Source organism: Paenibacillus sp. NRS-1760 (assembly GCF_050467785.1).
In the GTDB taxonomy this organism is placed as follows: Bacteria; Bacillota; Bacilli; order Paenibacillales; family Paenibacillaceae; genus Pristimantibacillus.
In genome coordinates this window covers 418,376-431,433 of sequence record NZ_JBITPK010000010.1, presented here as the reverse complement: position 1 = coordinate 431,433, position 13,058 = coordinate 418,376, and the positions used below count along the sequence as shown (strand labels likewise).

12 protein-coding genes are annotated in these 13,058 nt (G+C 45.1%); 6 read left to right on the top strand and 6 right to left on the bottom strand.

What is annotated here, in order from left to right; translation table 11 throughout:
* Positions 1 to 72 precede the first annotated feature (72 nt).
* Entirely contained in the window at positions 73 to 1,686 is a 1,614-nt protein-coding gene (locus tag ACIFSR_RS12965; protein ID WP_430057711.1) for a response regulator transcription factor, read from the top strand.
* Here the strand turns inward: ACIFSR_RS12965 and ACIFSR_RS12960 are convergent.
* Positions 1,683 to 2,723 carry an MBL fold metallo-hydrolase gene (locus ACIFSR_RS12960; RefSeq protein WP_430057709.1) on the bottom strand — a complete coding sequence of 347 codons (1,041 nt, stop codon included), beginning with the start codon at positions 2,721 to 2,723 and terminating at the stop codon, positions 1,683 to 1,685. The genes ACIFSR_RS12965 and ACIFSR_RS12960 overlap by 4 nt on opposite strands.
* The gene (locus ACIFSR_RS12955; protein ID WP_430057708.1) at positions 2,720 to 3,469 is read right to left on the bottom strand and encodes a class I SAM-dependent methyltransferase; all 750 of its coding nucleotides are present in this window, start codon (positions 3,467 to 3,469) and stop codon (positions 2,720 to 2,722) included. Before ACIFSR_RS12955 ends, ACIFSR_RS12960 begins: the two co-directional genes overlap by 4 nt.
* A 186-nt stretch (positions 3,470 to 3,655) precedes the next feature.
* Here ACIFSR_RS12955 and ACIFSR_RS12950 point away from each other — a divergent pair, with 186 nt between their 5' ends.
* From ACIFSR_RS12950 to ACIFSR_RS12940, 3 genes are read left to right on the top strand one after another with little or no spacing between them, the layout of a single operon-like run.
* Positions 3,656 to 4,987, top strand: a complete 1,332-nt coding sequence (locus tag ACIFSR_RS12950; protein ID WP_339207815.1) for a spore germination protein — start codon at positions 3,656 to 3,658, stop codon at positions 4,985 to 4,987.
* Positions 4,984 to 6,084, top strand: coding sequence for a GerAB/ArcD/ProY family transporter (locus ACIFSR_RS12945; protein ID WP_430057707.1), 1,101 nt, complete (start codon positions 4,984 to 4,986; stop codon positions 6,082 to 6,084). The genes ACIFSR_RS12950 and ACIFSR_RS12945 overlap by 4 nt, the downstream gene beginning before the upstream one ends.
* Complete coding sequence (locus tag ACIFSR_RS12940) at positions 6,081 to 7,172, top strand: Ger(x)C family spore germination protein (protein WP_339207813.1); 1,092 nt, start codon at positions 6,081 to 6,083, stop codon at positions 7,170 to 7,172. Before ACIFSR_RS12945 ends, ACIFSR_RS12940 begins: the two co-directional genes overlap by 4 nt.
* A gap of 73 nt (positions 7,173 to 7,245) precedes the next feature.
* Here the strand turns inward: ACIFSR_RS12940 and fni are convergent, their stop codons facing one another.
* The gene (gene fni / locus ACIFSR_RS12935) at positions 7,246 to 8,301 is read right to left on the bottom strand and encodes a type 2 isopentenyl-diphosphate Delta-isomerase (RefSeq protein WP_430057705.1); all 1,056 of its coding nucleotides are present in this window, start codon (positions 8,299 to 8,301) and stop codon (positions 7,246 to 7,248) included.
* Between the two features lie 492 nt (positions 8,302 to 8,793).
* Between fni and nagB the strand changes: the two genes are divergently transcribed.
* Positions 8,794 to 9,519 carry a glucosamine-6-phosphate deaminase gene (gene nagB, locus ACIFSR_RS12930; protein ID WP_076267784.1) on the top strand — a complete coding sequence of 242 codons (726 nt, stop codon included), beginning with the start codon at positions 8,794 to 8,796 and terminating at the stop codon, positions 9,517 to 9,519.
* Positions 9,520 to 10,716: an N-acetylglucosamine-6-phosphate deacetylase gene (gene nagA, locus ACIFSR_RS12925; protein WP_430057703.1), complete on the top strand. Its 1,197-nt coding sequence runs from the start codon at positions 9,520 to 9,522 to the stop codon at positions 10,714 to 10,716. It abuts the gene before it with no gap.
* Positions 10,717 to 10,784: 68 nt separating this feature from the next.
* On the opposite strand, the gene ACIFSR_RS12920 is transcribed toward nagA, so the two are convergent.
* The 3 genes from ACIFSR_RS12920 to ACIFSR_RS12910 are packed head-to-tail and all read right to left on the bottom strand — an operon-like array spanning position 10,785 to position 12,998.
* On the bottom strand, positions 10,785 to 11,567 hold the full coding sequence (locus ACIFSR_RS12920; protein ID WP_430057702.1) for a DeoR/GlpR family DNA-binding transcription regulator: 783 nt from the start codon (positions 11,565 to 11,567) through the stop codon (positions 10,785 to 10,787).
* 2 nt (positions 11,568 to 11,569) lie between these two features.
* A complete protein-coding gene (locus ACIFSR_RS12915; protein ID WP_076267787.1) occupies positions 11,570 to 12,526 on the bottom strand; it encodes a sugar kinase in 957 nt (318 codons plus the stop codon).
* A 49-nt stretch (positions 12,527 to 12,575) separates the two neighbouring features.
* Complete coding sequence (locus ACIFSR_RS12910; protein WP_076267788.1) at positions 12,576 to 12,998, bottom strand: hypothetical protein; 423 nt, start codon at positions 12,996 to 12,998, stop codon at positions 12,576 to 12,578.
* Positions 12,999 to 13,058: the final 60 nt, after the last annotated feature.

Sequence of the window (13,058 nt, the reverse complement as noted above, 5' to 3'; positions counted from 1 at the left end):
AAAATTCGGCAAAATTTGCTCTCCTCAGAGCTCTCAGACACGCCTTAGATGAATGAATAGGAGCTGTTCACCATGTATCAACTTTTAATTGTCGATGACCAACCTGATCTCGTAGAGGATTTAGCCAGTAATTTGCCATGGAGCTCAGTTGGCATTGATTCCGTCTACCTTGCACACTCTGGGCGGGAAGCGCTTGATATTATGCAGGCTACGCCTATTGATATCGTCATTACAGATATTCATATGCCCGGCCTCTCCGGCCTTGATTTAATCGAGCAAATCAAAGCATCATGGAGCAATGTGAAATGTATTTTATTGTCCGGCTACAATGATTTTGAGTATGCCCAAAAAGCACTTCAGTTCCAAGCAAGCGACTATTTGCTGAAGCCTGCTGAAGATGAAGAGCTACTGCAAGCCGTTCAGAAAGCAGCTTCCCAGCTGGAAGAACATTGGAAGGAGGTCAGCTCGCATCAAAGCGCGCTAACCTCTTTGAAAGAAAATGTCCCTATTTTACGAAATCATCTTCTGCTCTCTCTTCTGAAGGGACAGGCCTACAGCGACGAAAAATTAACAGAAAAGCTCGACATTCTGAACCTCGCTTTTCATCCAAAAGAGCCATATTGTATGATGCTTATGCGGATGGAGGACTACTTCTATGAGCAAAGCGAACGTGACAGCTCGCTGCTTGAATACGCCGTGTGCAACATCGCGGAGGAAATATTTACAGAGGAATATAGGTTATGGCATACGAAGGACGAGCATGGCTACTTTGTATTTCTCATTATGGGCAAAGAAAACCAACGCCAAGAGCAAGCTTCCATGCTGCATCTCATTGAGCAAAAAGCAGCGCAGCTTCAGCATTATGTGAAATTGTATTTAAAGGGGACCGTATCGTTAGTCATTACGAAGCAGGATGTATTTCCGCTTGAGATTCGCGAAACGTATGATTTCTCGCTTATCAACTTTAGACAGCGCATTGGCAGTGAACGCGGATTTCTCCTCACACTGACAGAGGAATCACAGCAAGGAGAAGCAAATTCTCTCTCTCATTTATACAATCCGCCGCTGCTTATTCATTTGCTTGAGGCAGGACAATGGGACGCGATCGAGGAGAAACTAAATCTTGCGTTTGAGGAGCTGGAGCTTAAATGGGGCGAGTCGCATGAGCATATTTTGGAAACCTATTTCATGATTGCAAGCTCGTTAAGTTTCTCCATTCATAAGAACAAGCTGTGGATGTCCGACATTATGGGATCTGAGTTCAATCAACTGCTTAGCGGTCCCCACTTTCATACGATTAAACAGCTTCGCACGTGGACGTCCGGCATACTTGATAACTATAGAAGCCATATGACTAGCAAAGTACAGCATTCTCGTTCCAGTACGATTCAGAAGGTTCAAGAATATGTTTCCACTCATTTAGAAGACGCTTCACTGCAATCGATTGCTTCACATGTATTTCTGAATCCGTCCTACTTATCAAAAATATATAAGCTGGAAACCGGCGAAGGCATAAGCGACTACTTATCCAGATTAAAAATGGAGACGGCAGCGCATATGCTTCGCACGACAACAGACAAAATTTACGAGATCGCAGCTAAAGTTGGTTACTTAAAAACGAGTTATTTCATAAAGGTGTTCAAAGATCGATACGGCATTACCCCGCAGGAATTTCGTGATCGTTAAGCGGTGATCGCAAAATAATTATAAATGCCATCTTTTTCAGTAAAAGAGATTCGAGCTTGACGCTCCAAATATACCAAATGCGCAAGTGTCTCCGACATTGCAAATCTCAGCTGATGCGCATTCCCGTTCAGACGATTGCCGAATAGAGCCTCGCACATGCCATAGGCGGTGCGGGGCTCTTCTTCGAGCATCCGAACCATTTTGTCTAACCTCCGTATATGATGCTGCTGCAGCTCCAATATCCTGCCATGGAAATCGGTAAAAGGATCCCGATGTCCTGGAAAAGCCAATTCAACCTCATAATGAGCAAGCTCCTTCAAGCTGCCTAGAAATGCTTCCAATGGATCGCCATCCTCGCCGGGCACTATGCTCACATTCGGGGTAATATGAGGCATCACCTGATCACCGCATACCATCCATTGGCGTTCTTTCTGATAGAAACAAAGCTGACCATTTGCATGACCAGGCGCGTCAATTAGAAGCCAGCTCATTCCGCCAATTATGATTTGATCTCCGGCTTCAATATAGGTTACCTCTGGCTGAGGGGATACCATCTCCACAAAGGTTTCAAGATTTTGCGCAATAGCCTCTCTATGCTGAATCGGCATACCATGCTTCGCATATAGAGCCTGCAGCTGCTCGCCGAACTCACTTTTTTCTCCCCACAGCCTAATCGCATAGTCATGTGCCCTGCGTGAAATAAAAACGGGCGCCCCGCTTCTCTCTTGCACATAACCAGCGAGGCCATAATGATCGGGATGCTGATGCGTCAAAATGATTCTTGTAACATTGCGCCACTCCAGGTTATGATGCTGCAAGACTTTATCCCATACCTGAATGGCTTCGTCCGTTCGCAGTCCCGGATCAATAAGCGTATACCCCTGTTCTTCGGGTATAAGATAGCTGTTCACCCACTTGAGGGAAAAGGGAACCGGGACCTTTACCTGCAGCCATCCTTCCTGCCACGAAACCGTTTGTAAAAACTCCTGTTCATTTGATGACGGCATGCTGCTTGAATCCTTATTTTCAAATATCATCTTTTAGCTCTCCCTGTCATAATCATTCGCGGAGAAGCCTCTGGATCGTATTTCGAACCATCGTAATTGCCGTACAGCTTGTCTATTCTAAGACTGCAAGCATCTAGATTGTTTTCGAACCAGTCTAGGTTGTACAGCCTTACCTGTTCTAAATACTGTCTTGGCTTCTCTTCTTTGTCCGGATTGAAAATTGAAATGCCCTTCTGCACCCAACCATTTGCAATGGATCTTGCCTCTTGTATAAGCAGACCAGTCTCCTCATCTATACGTTCCGATCGGGGCACTAAGGTTTGAGCCACATAAGTAGGATTAAGGAAATCTATTAAAAAACAACCGTCTGTACGCAGCACTCTCCGAATATGCCGAAGCACGCTCACATTATCTTCCTCTGCTGTGAAATAGCCAAATGAGGTAAATAAATTGACAGTAGCATCAAAACGCTCCGCCTCAAACGGCAGCTCGCGCATATCTCCTTTAACCCATTCAACAAGTCCATCTTCATCATGACGATGAGCTTCATCAAGCAATGTAGTCGATAAATCCATTCCTGTAACGGTGTATCCAAGATTTGCTAAAGCGAGTGAATGCCTTCCCATTCCACAGCCTATATCAAGTACATGAGAACCTTCCGCCAGCTCTAGCCAAGCGATCATTTTGGAAGCTTCTTTATTTGCATTTTCCCAATCGCGATGTTTGTAGACAAGCATATAATCGGAGCCGAAGCTCTGTTCGTACCATGGTTTCATATTAATGCTCTCCTTCATCATGGTCATGCGAATTGCTTGCGAATGATGATCACTTTATTGTACTTGAATTCCAACATACTGGCAAAATCGAATCAAATAAGCATAGTTTTCAAATTATACGTGCAAACTATGGAAGCTTATCCAGATCTTTATGCAACTCAGCATCATTTGAAGGGGGGAACCGGCATGAATGAACGTATTCGTTTATTATTTGCAGAAGCCATCGATATCAAATTGGAAAATTTGAAAAATAGCGAAATGAGTATCGAAGTCGCTTATATCGAACCGTTATGCGAAGAGAAAAAAATAAGTGATTTCATTATCGTCCCTTTTATAAAAGAGGAATATTCGTTTCAAGCGCAGCTGGATACAAATCCCGATTATGAAATACTGGAAGATGTCGCTATGTGGCAAAGTCTTCTTCTGCGCGGCCATGTCCTGATTCAAGCAAATGGAGTCGTCTATTCATTCAAAGCTGAACGGGTCATCTGTATTGAGAATTCACAAACACAAGTGGAAAGTGCTATTCAGGGCCCTCAGATTGCATTAAGCGAAAATATAAATATATCACTCAATCTGATCCGAGGCATGTACCCTTCCCCCGATCTCTCGGTGGAAGAGCATTCAATTGGATCATTGTCCAAAACACCCGTGTTCGCCTTATTTGATCAGAGACGCGTAGATCCTACCGTACTTGATAATGTACGTACAAAGTTAACAACGATTAACGTGGAAATGCTTCATTCCGCTGGTGAGCTTGAGAAGCTGTTAGTCGGCAATCGCAAGCATTTGTTTCCAACTATTCTTATTACAGAACGTCCTGACCGCATTACCAGTGCGATTTCCAAAGGGAAAATAATCATTCTCGTAAAGGGAAACATGTTCGCTCTTATTTTGCCGTCAACTTTTTTTGATTTCATGCACGCCGTAGAGGATGATTACGACTCCTATTGGATGACTCGTTTTCTAATCTTCCTTCGTTACACTTCAACTTTGCTTACAATTACTTTGCCTGCTCTCTATATTTCCGTTGTCTCCTATAATCCAGAGCTGTTTCGCGTGCAGCTTGCTTTCTCTATAGCAGGCAGCCGTTCTGCTGTTCCTTATCCCTCGTTCATAGAAGTATTTATTATGCTCTTTATGATCGAAACACTAATCGAAGCAAGCATTCGCTTGCCCAGGTACATCGGCTCCACGGCTACGACCGTTGGAGGACTTATTCTTGGACAAGCCGCTCAGCAAGCCGGTCTCGTAAGCAGCATTATGATTATCGTAACGTCAGTTGTAGCTATTTCAAATTTCGTTATTCCTGTCAATTCGCTGTCATTTGCTGTCCGTTTTTTAAAGTATCCGCTAATCGGGATCGCTATTTTCTTCGGCATCACTGGAGTAGCCGTTGGTTTGTTCATCTATATCACTTATTTATGCAGCCTAAGAAGCTTTGGCAAGCCATATATGCGTATTTTCGGAAAATTAAGGCCGTTAGAAGGCGATGTGGGGCAGGTGAAGATTAAATGAACCGTTATTTCTATTACAACTTTGTACTCGTGAGTTTCATTAATCTATTGCTTTATGTCCCACATATTCTTATTCAATATCGCTATACCGGTGCCGTTTCTTCTATTTTGGTCGGGATTGTTATTGGTACGATACTCGTCTATATGTATACAAGTGCAATGGCTCGATATCCGGGTAAAGGATTGCCCGAGATATTAAAGCTGCATTCTCCGCAATGGCTCGTTACGATCTCCATGTTGTTTTTTTCAGTAATGTGGTGGTTTGCAACGACTATCGTTGTTGTTGCCTACGCTATTCTTATTAATCGTTTTTTCAATCCAGATGCGGATGCGAATATTATTCTAACCATGCTCGTCATTGCCTGCGGTTATGCTGCAACACGTTCAACCCTCTCAGTTATGTTCATCGTTGAAATCGGCATGATCGTAAACGCTCCAATCATTATCTTTATATTGTTTAAAGCTGTACGAAGCAACCAGCTTAATTGGGATGCGATTCATGTCGTAGCCAACTACATAACGGAAATGCCTACATTGACCTGCATTGCAGCCTCTACTTTCATTTTTACCGGTTATATTAATCTTTCATTGTTCAATCGGCTATTTCCGCCAAATTTCCGTTTTAAATTCCGCTTTATTTATCCGATAGCCGGCGCCGTTATTTTATTGATTACATTTTTTGTGCCCATTGGTTTTCATGGGACGGAAGGCGTAAACCAATACATTTACATCTGGAGCCAGACCGCTGATTCCCTGCTTATGCAATACGGCTTTATTGAACGTGTGTTGTTTCTTTTTCTAATCGTTTTTTTAAACCTAACTCTCGTTTATACGATGTCCGGCTGGCATCAGGCGATGGAGTTTGTGAAATCTTGTTTTCCAAGTTATAGGCCGGAGTTTGATAGTCTCAAAACGCCGATGTCCAACTATGTCATCGTCGGCATTTTTGCATTGCTCTCCATCCTATATCTCATGCTGACGAACGAAAAGATGAACATGCTCATTACTACCTATTGGCTCATTGTCCGATTTTTCGTGGAAATATTAATCGTCGTTTGGGTGTTCGTGCTTAGCAAAAGGAGGTCCAAAGCCGTATGAGCATCACCCTTCGAGTCTTTTTGTTAATCCTCTCTCTTGGTTTGCTTGGCGGCTGCGGGTTCAAGGATATCGACAAACGATTCTTCGTGGTCGCTCTTGGCATAGATGCATCAGATAATGAGAAAAAACCGTTTCGTCTTTCCCTGCTGCTTGCTGTTCCGTCTCCAAAGATCGAGCCTGGCGCATCGAAAACGCAGATCGAGACCATTGATACAGAAACCGTCGCAGAAGGCATTCGAATGTTGAAATCCTACGTCGACAAGGAGCTGGATTTCGGGCATTGCAAAGTGTTTCTCATTGGTGAGAAGATTGCCCGCCAAAACTATACGGAAATATTACAATGGATGTCGCGGAGAAGAGATATCCAAAGTGTCGCCGATATTGCTATCGGGAAACCGGACGCGGAATCACTGCTGAAAATAAAGCCTGTGTCAGAGCGTTATCCGGGCAACACGCTTTTTTTAAGCTTTGGAGCTGACGGAACCGAGTCATCCTATACTTACGTAGAAACGTTATCAGACTTCGCTAGGCGTGCTTCCGAGGAAGGACTCGATCCGCTGATGCCTGTTATTACAAAGGATGGTAAAAAGAGCTTCGTCATCAACCGAACAGCGCTGCTGGACAAAACAAAGGTTAAGCTTATATTGTCTCCAGCTGAATCGCAGCTTTACAATCAGCTCGCTGAAGATTTCACCAAATCTTCGATGCATGGCATGTTTGAAGGCTTGGATTTAGTCGTTGCGATTACGGATATGCACTCAACCTTCCGACTCGGGAAGCAAAACGGCCAAGACACAATCACGCTGGATGTTAAGATCAGGGTCGTATTTGAGGAAGCGCCAAAAGGCATATATGAAGATCAGTGGCAGCCCATTGAGCAAAATTTAAATAAGGAATATGCTGAATCTTGCCTCGCGCTTCTCAAAAAAATCCAAAAAGCAAATGTAGATCCCATAGGTTTCGGACTGCGCTATCGGGCTACCCATCCTGGTAAGGAGGCTTGGCAGCAGTGGCAGTCCATCTACCCTAACGTTAAATTTATCGTGAATGCCAATATAAAAATTGAAGGTACAGGCATTATCAAATAGGGTTAGCACCACAAACAAAAGAGGTGAGCCAGAAGCTTGTTGCTTCTGGCTCACCTCGAATGATATTTATCTATTATTTTAATATCAATCGGTTTGTTTGACGCAGCTCATTAACCGTACCAACGCCAATGCCAAACATCGCCGTACGCATTTCAAACTCAATGCGTTCGAATTGCTGCAGCAATTGCTCCTGCGAAACTTCCTTGCTGCTGCTAGCCGCTTGCGGCAGCAATACACGTCCAAAGCCAGCAAGATTTGCGCCTAGCGCTATTGCTTTTGCGGCATCAACACCCGTACGCAAACCTCCGCTTGCAATAATATTAGCCTCGGGAAGCGCAGCGCGAATTTCCGTCACACTCTCAGCAGTCGGTATGCCCCAATCCGCGAATGCTTCAGCAGCTTGCCTTCTTAGATCATCGGTGGAGCGAAACTTCTCGACCTGACTCCATGAAGTTCCACCCGCACCAGCTGCATCAATAAAGGAAACGCCTGCACCCACAAGCGCTGCTGCCGTTTCCGCATCAATGCCCCAGCCCACTTCTTTTACTCCAACGGGCACATTAAGCGACCTGCAAACCTGCTCAATCGAAATCAATAAATTGCGGAAATCAGTATCTCCTTCGGGTTGAAACACCTCTTGCATGCTGTTGAGATGCAGGACTAACGCATCCGCTTCAGCAATGTCTACAGCTCTGCGGCATGATTCTACACCAAAACCATAATTCAACTGAACCGCACCAATGTTAGCAATAACCGGTACGGTAGGCGCATCTTTCCGTATGGAGAACGAAGCTGCGAGCTGTTCGTTTTCTATTGCGGCGCGCATGGAGCCTAGCCCAATCGCCCAGCCCCTCGTTTCTGCCACAACCGCCAATCGACGATTAATAGCCCCTGCTTCATCCGTTCCTCCAGTCATGGAGCTAACGAGCAGTGGGGCTCCAAGCTTTTTGCCGAACCAATCTGTATTTAGGCTTACTTCAGCGAAGGAAAGCTCAGGCAGTGCATTATGCTTAAAGCGGTACCGCCCCAAGCCCGTTTCAATGCCAACGCTGTTTACTTGCTCCTGCAAGCAAATACGTATATGTTCTCCTTTACGCTTTGCAGTTGCTGCTTGCTGATCTACTGACATGCTTGTTCCTCCCAAGCTTAAACGGCCAACGCCTTTTATAGCAGCGCCGCTCACGTTTCGCTTCTCTATCTTCTATTCCTGCGTATACAACTTGTGAATTTTCTCATCAATAGGCTGAACATATATGTATCCATTAGGCCTGCTTGCACTTTACACTTCATAACCTTTTCAGCGTAGTAACTATGTACTAGTTTAGCACATATTTTTGATTCACGCTCTCAACTCCACGACATTGACACATAAGCTGATCGATCCATTCTGAAGCATGCGCTATGGCGTCTAGAATAGTTCTTCTAATAAATGTGGCATTATAAAGAGACTAACCCCAATCCTAAAAATATGAGCCTGGCCGATGAGTTAGAAGCGACGGCTAGTTCAGTAGACAAATGATTTTTACAATCATTTATTTGAATTTTACAATCATTTTATCTTGTTAAACCGTCGAAATTCATATAAAATATAACTAACAAAAGCCTTATAGGGGGACTAAACATGGAAATGATTATATTTGATACACAACAGGAATTAGATGCTTATGCTGCGGAATTATTTGTAGGTATCGTAAAAGAGAAACCAGATGCAGTACTAGGCCTTGCAACAGGATCGACACCCATCGGAATTTATGACAAAATAGTAGAACTGCATAAACAAAACAACGTTAGCTTTAAAGATGTGACAACGTTCAATTTGGATGAATATGTCGGAATCAAGCCTGATAACGACCAAAGCTACGCCTACTACATGAAGCAGCATCTGTTCTCGCACATCGATATTCCCGAGAACCAAATCCATTTGCCAAATGGCATGGCTTCGGATGTTGAGCTGGAATCGAATGCTTACGATGCAATGTTAGAAGCAAGACCAGTAGATATTCAATTGCTTGGTCTAGGCCACAACGGTCATATTGGATTCAATGAACCTGATGTTAATCTTTCTGGCGGCACTCACGTTGTTAAATTAAAAGAGGAAACGCGTGAAGCAAATGCTCGTTTCTTCGATTCAATGGATGAAGTGCCTGAGTATGCAATTACGATGGGTGTTGGCTCTATTTTAAAAGCTAATACGATCGTGCTGGCTGTTCGTGGTGCTGACAAAGCAGAAATTGTAAAAGAAGCATTGACTGGTCCGATTACGACTAACGTACCGGCTTCATTGCTGCAAACTCATGCGCGCGTCATTGTTCTACTAGACCGCGAGGCGGGAAGGATGTTAAGTTAAATGACCCTAAACTCTGCAAACTGGTTCATCCACAACGTAAATATCGTGCTTGAAGATGGGATAGTTAACGGCAGTGTTTTTGTACAAGATGGGAAGATTGCAAAAATTGTTGCCCAAGATGACAACGTGGCAGCAAACGAGGCTTCAGATGCACAGTTGTCTATAGACGGAAAGGGAGGCTGGCTGCTTCCTGGTTTTATTGATGTGCATGTTCACGGTGGATTTGGTGCGGATTTTATGGATGCCAGCCGTGAAAGCTTCGACACCATTACTAAATTCCATGCCTCACAAGGTACGACAGGCATGCTTGCTACAACAATGACTGCTCCTAAGGAAGCAATTGAAGACGTATTGCATGCCGTTGCAGATTACCGCAGCAGTGAAATGCCTTATGCAGCCTTGTATGGCGTACATTTGGAGGGCCCGTTCATAAGCGAGGCATGGCCAGGCGCTCAAAACCCAGCTTATATTAAAACACCTCAGCTGGAATGGATGCAGCAATGGCATGCCAAGTGGCCCGATCTTCTCCGTCAGCTTACACTGGCTCCTGAGAAAAGCGGTGCAATTGAGACTATCGCTTGGCTTGCTGAGCAAGGGATCGTCACAGCCTGCGGGCATACGGATGCTGTCTATGAAGAAGTGATCGCTGCTGCAGATGCTGGCCTTACGCAAGCTGTTCATACCTATAATGCAATGCGTGGTCTGCATCACCGTGAGCCCGGAACGCTAGGAGCTGTATTGACCGATGATCGTATTGTGGCCGAGCTCATAGCCGATGGTATTCACGTGCATCCTGCTGCAATTCGTTTGGTGCTCGCTGCTAAACCTTCAGATAAGGTTATACTGATCACAGATGCGATGGCAGCAGCAGGTATGCCGGAAGGCGAATATAGTCTCGGAGGCTTAGCCGTCATCGTAAAAAACGGCGAAGCAAGATTAAAAGATGGCAACGCCCTAGCAGGCAGCTGTTTAACGATGATTGGTGCCGTACGCTTTATCCATGAGCATACCAACCTATCGCTTTCTGAAATTAGTCGGTTGGCTAGCGGCAACGCAGCAAAACAGCTTGGCATCAGCGACCGTACCGGTACAATTACGGGCGGCAAGCAAGCTGATCTTGTATGGATTGACTCGCAAATGCAGGTTCAACAGACTTGGGCGCAAGGCCGTTCCATATACGAGGCTAAACAAGCGTAAAAAAAGCAAGAGGTTCCGTGCTCAAAGGTTAGATAACCTTTGAGCACGGAACCTCTTTTTAATATTTGTTAATCCGTAACGTATACGGAAATACAGTGCTGCTTCATTTCAGCTGCAAGCTCTTCAGTGAGCGGAACATCCGTAATGACGCCTTTCAGCTCGGATAAGGAAGCAATGGAAAATAATGAGGTGCGATCTGTCTTCGTATGATCGAATACGGCATATGCCGCTTGTGAACGCTTAATGAGTGCTTTAGCAATTTGCGCTTCTTGCTCGGAGTAGGTCGTGATGCCGCCAGCAGCAGATATACCATCAACACCGATAAACATTTTTCCGATATGCAAATGAGCGACCATTCCCTCACCTAGAGGGCCGCACAGCTCAAAGCTGTTATGGCGCATAATGCCACCGGTAACGACAACCTGAATATCACTGCCCGCAAGCTCCATCGCGATATTAACCGCATTGGTTACTACCGTGATGCCTCGCCTCGATTTGATCATCTTAGCAATAAGGAAATTTGTTGTACCGCCAGAGAGACCAATCACATCGCCTTCCAAAATTAAAGAAGCAGCTAATTCCGCGATATGCTCTTTCTCCAGAATCGACAAACCTTCCTTCTCCGCAAAAGGCAAATCCCTTACTGAATTCATTCCATCATACATCGCACCGCCAATCGTCCGAATAACCGGATAATCAGCTTCCATTTGCTCAAGATCTCTTCGAGCCGTCGCTTCAGAGCAGCCGAAGCGCTCAACCATTTCCAAAATCGTCACCCTGCCCTGCTGCTTCAAAAGCTGCAGAATAGCTTCACGGCGACGCTGACCCTTGTTACCGATCAATTCAGCCATTGTCAGCGCTCCACCCAAGCCTTGGCGGACATCCGCTGTTGGACGACACTCCATTCCGGCAAAGCTTCCCAGTCGCCACGCATTTGAACGACTAATGATCCATTAATACTTGCAAGGCGTACTGCTTCTACAGGGGATAATCCCTTCATAATTCCTGCCAAGAAACCAGCGCAAAAGCCGTCACCCGCGCCTACAGTATCAACAACCTGCTCAGCCGGATAGAAAGGCAAGCTTTCTTCCTGCCCTTTGTTCAGAACAATCGTCGTGTCGCCTCTGCCTTTAATGATCGACACCGCTTTTAATTGATTTAGCTGGCCTTTAATATGCTCATAATCGTCTGTTTCGTACAATAGCTTAAGCTCGTCCCATCCTGGCAAAAAGTAATCCGCATCTGCTGCAAGCGGCAGCAGTGCTGCACGAGCTTCTTCGATTGACCACAGCTTAAGCCGCAGGTTCGGGTCAAAGCTGACAAGCACCCCAGCTTCCTTCGCAATATCGATAGCGCGGCGAACCGTCTTGCGGCAATCCTCGCTAAGCGCAGCTGTGATACCGGTTACATGAAGCAGTTTAGCACCGCGAATATAATTCTCATCAAGATGCTCAGGCAGCATCCGACTAGCTGCCGAATGCTTTCTGAAATAATGAACGGCTGTTCTACCCGCTACATGCTCACGAAACATCATGCCCGTAGGAGCTTCCGAGCTAAGCTGCGCACGAGATACGTCTACACCCTCGCCCCGCAGCGTCTTCAAAATAATTTTGCCAAACGGATCGTCGCCGAGAGCGCCAAACCATCCAACAGAGGAGCCTAGACGTGCAAGTCCTATTGCGACATTGCTTTCCGCTCCGCCAAAGCTTTGTTCCAGCGTAGCGGCGCGTTCGATTGACTTATGCTCCTCTGGCATAAACAAAGCCATTGATTCGCCAAACGTAACAATTTGCGGCGATGATTCTAACACGTAAAAATCCCCCTATAGCGTTATATAATCGGCGTTATCCATATTAGCTTTAGATCATCGGAAACTTCATGAAGTAGATAATAGCGATATATAGCACCAATACGATGATGCTCATCACGCGTGCTTTGTTAATGTGTGCAGTTGCGCTTTTGCCTTCTTGAATGGATGCTACTACAAGCTTAAGCGGCTTGGAAATAATTCCGCCTAGTGCCGCAATTGCCAGGAACAGCAAAATAATAATGACCATCCATGCCACCTTGTAATCTGCTTGCGACATCAAATATCCACCTGTTAGCAGCTGCAAAACTAGAAAATATTGCGCAATTCGGTTTGCCGAACGCAGGCCGTCAGCTAAACCGCCTTGTCCAACTCCGGCAAGCTTAGTAGCTCTACCCAGCATGATTGGAAGAACGATATAGAAGCCCATACCTACTGCACCAATCACGTGCAAAAATAACATTACTTTAAACATTTTAACTCCTCCTGTTTTGGTAAATCGTAATCATCCATTCATTGATTCGCAATTGCCAAA

Coding starts and splice junctions, on each gene's coding strand:
- ACIFSR_RS12910 (WP_076267788.1), bottom strand. CDS start 12,998: ATGTTTAAAGTAATGTTATTTTTGCACGTGATTGGTGCAGTAGGTATG.
- ACIFSR_RS12950 (WP_339207815.1), top strand. CDS start 3,656: ATGAATGAACGTATTCGTTTATTATTTGCAGAAGCCATCGATATCAAA.
- ACIFSR_RS12940 (WP_339207813.1), top strand. CDS start 6,081: ATGAGCATCACCCTTCGAGTCTTTTTGTTAATCCTCTCTCTTGGTTTG.
- ACIFSR_RS12955 (WP_430057708.1), bottom strand. CDS start 3,469: ATGAAACCATGGTACGAACAGAGCTTCGGCTCCGATTATATGCTTGTC.
- ACIFSR_RS12960 (WP_430057709.1), bottom strand. CDS start 2,723: ATGATATTTGAAAATAAGGATTCAAGCAGCATGCCGTCATCAAATGAA.
- nagA (WP_430057703.1), top strand. CDS start 9,520: ATGACCCTAAACTCTGCAAACTGGTTCATCCACAACGTAAATATCGTG.
- fni (WP_430057705.1), bottom strand. CDS start 8,301: ATGTCAGTAGATCAGCAAGCAGCAACTGCAAAGCGTAAAGGAGAACAT.
- ACIFSR_RS12965 (WP_430057711.1), top strand. CDS start 73: ATGTATCAACTTTTAATTGTCGATGACCAACCTGATCTCGTAGAGGAT.
- nagB (WP_076267784.1), top strand. CDS start 8,794: ATGGAAATGATTATATTTGATACACAACAGGAATTAGATGCTTATGCT.
- ACIFSR_RS12920 (WP_430057702.1), bottom strand. CDS start 11,567: ATGGCTGAATTGATCGGTAACAAGGGTCAGCGTCGCCGTGAAGCTATT.
- ACIFSR_RS12945 (WP_430057707.1), top strand. CDS start 4,984: ATGAACCGTTATTTCTATTACAACTTTGTACTCGTGAGTTTCATTAAT.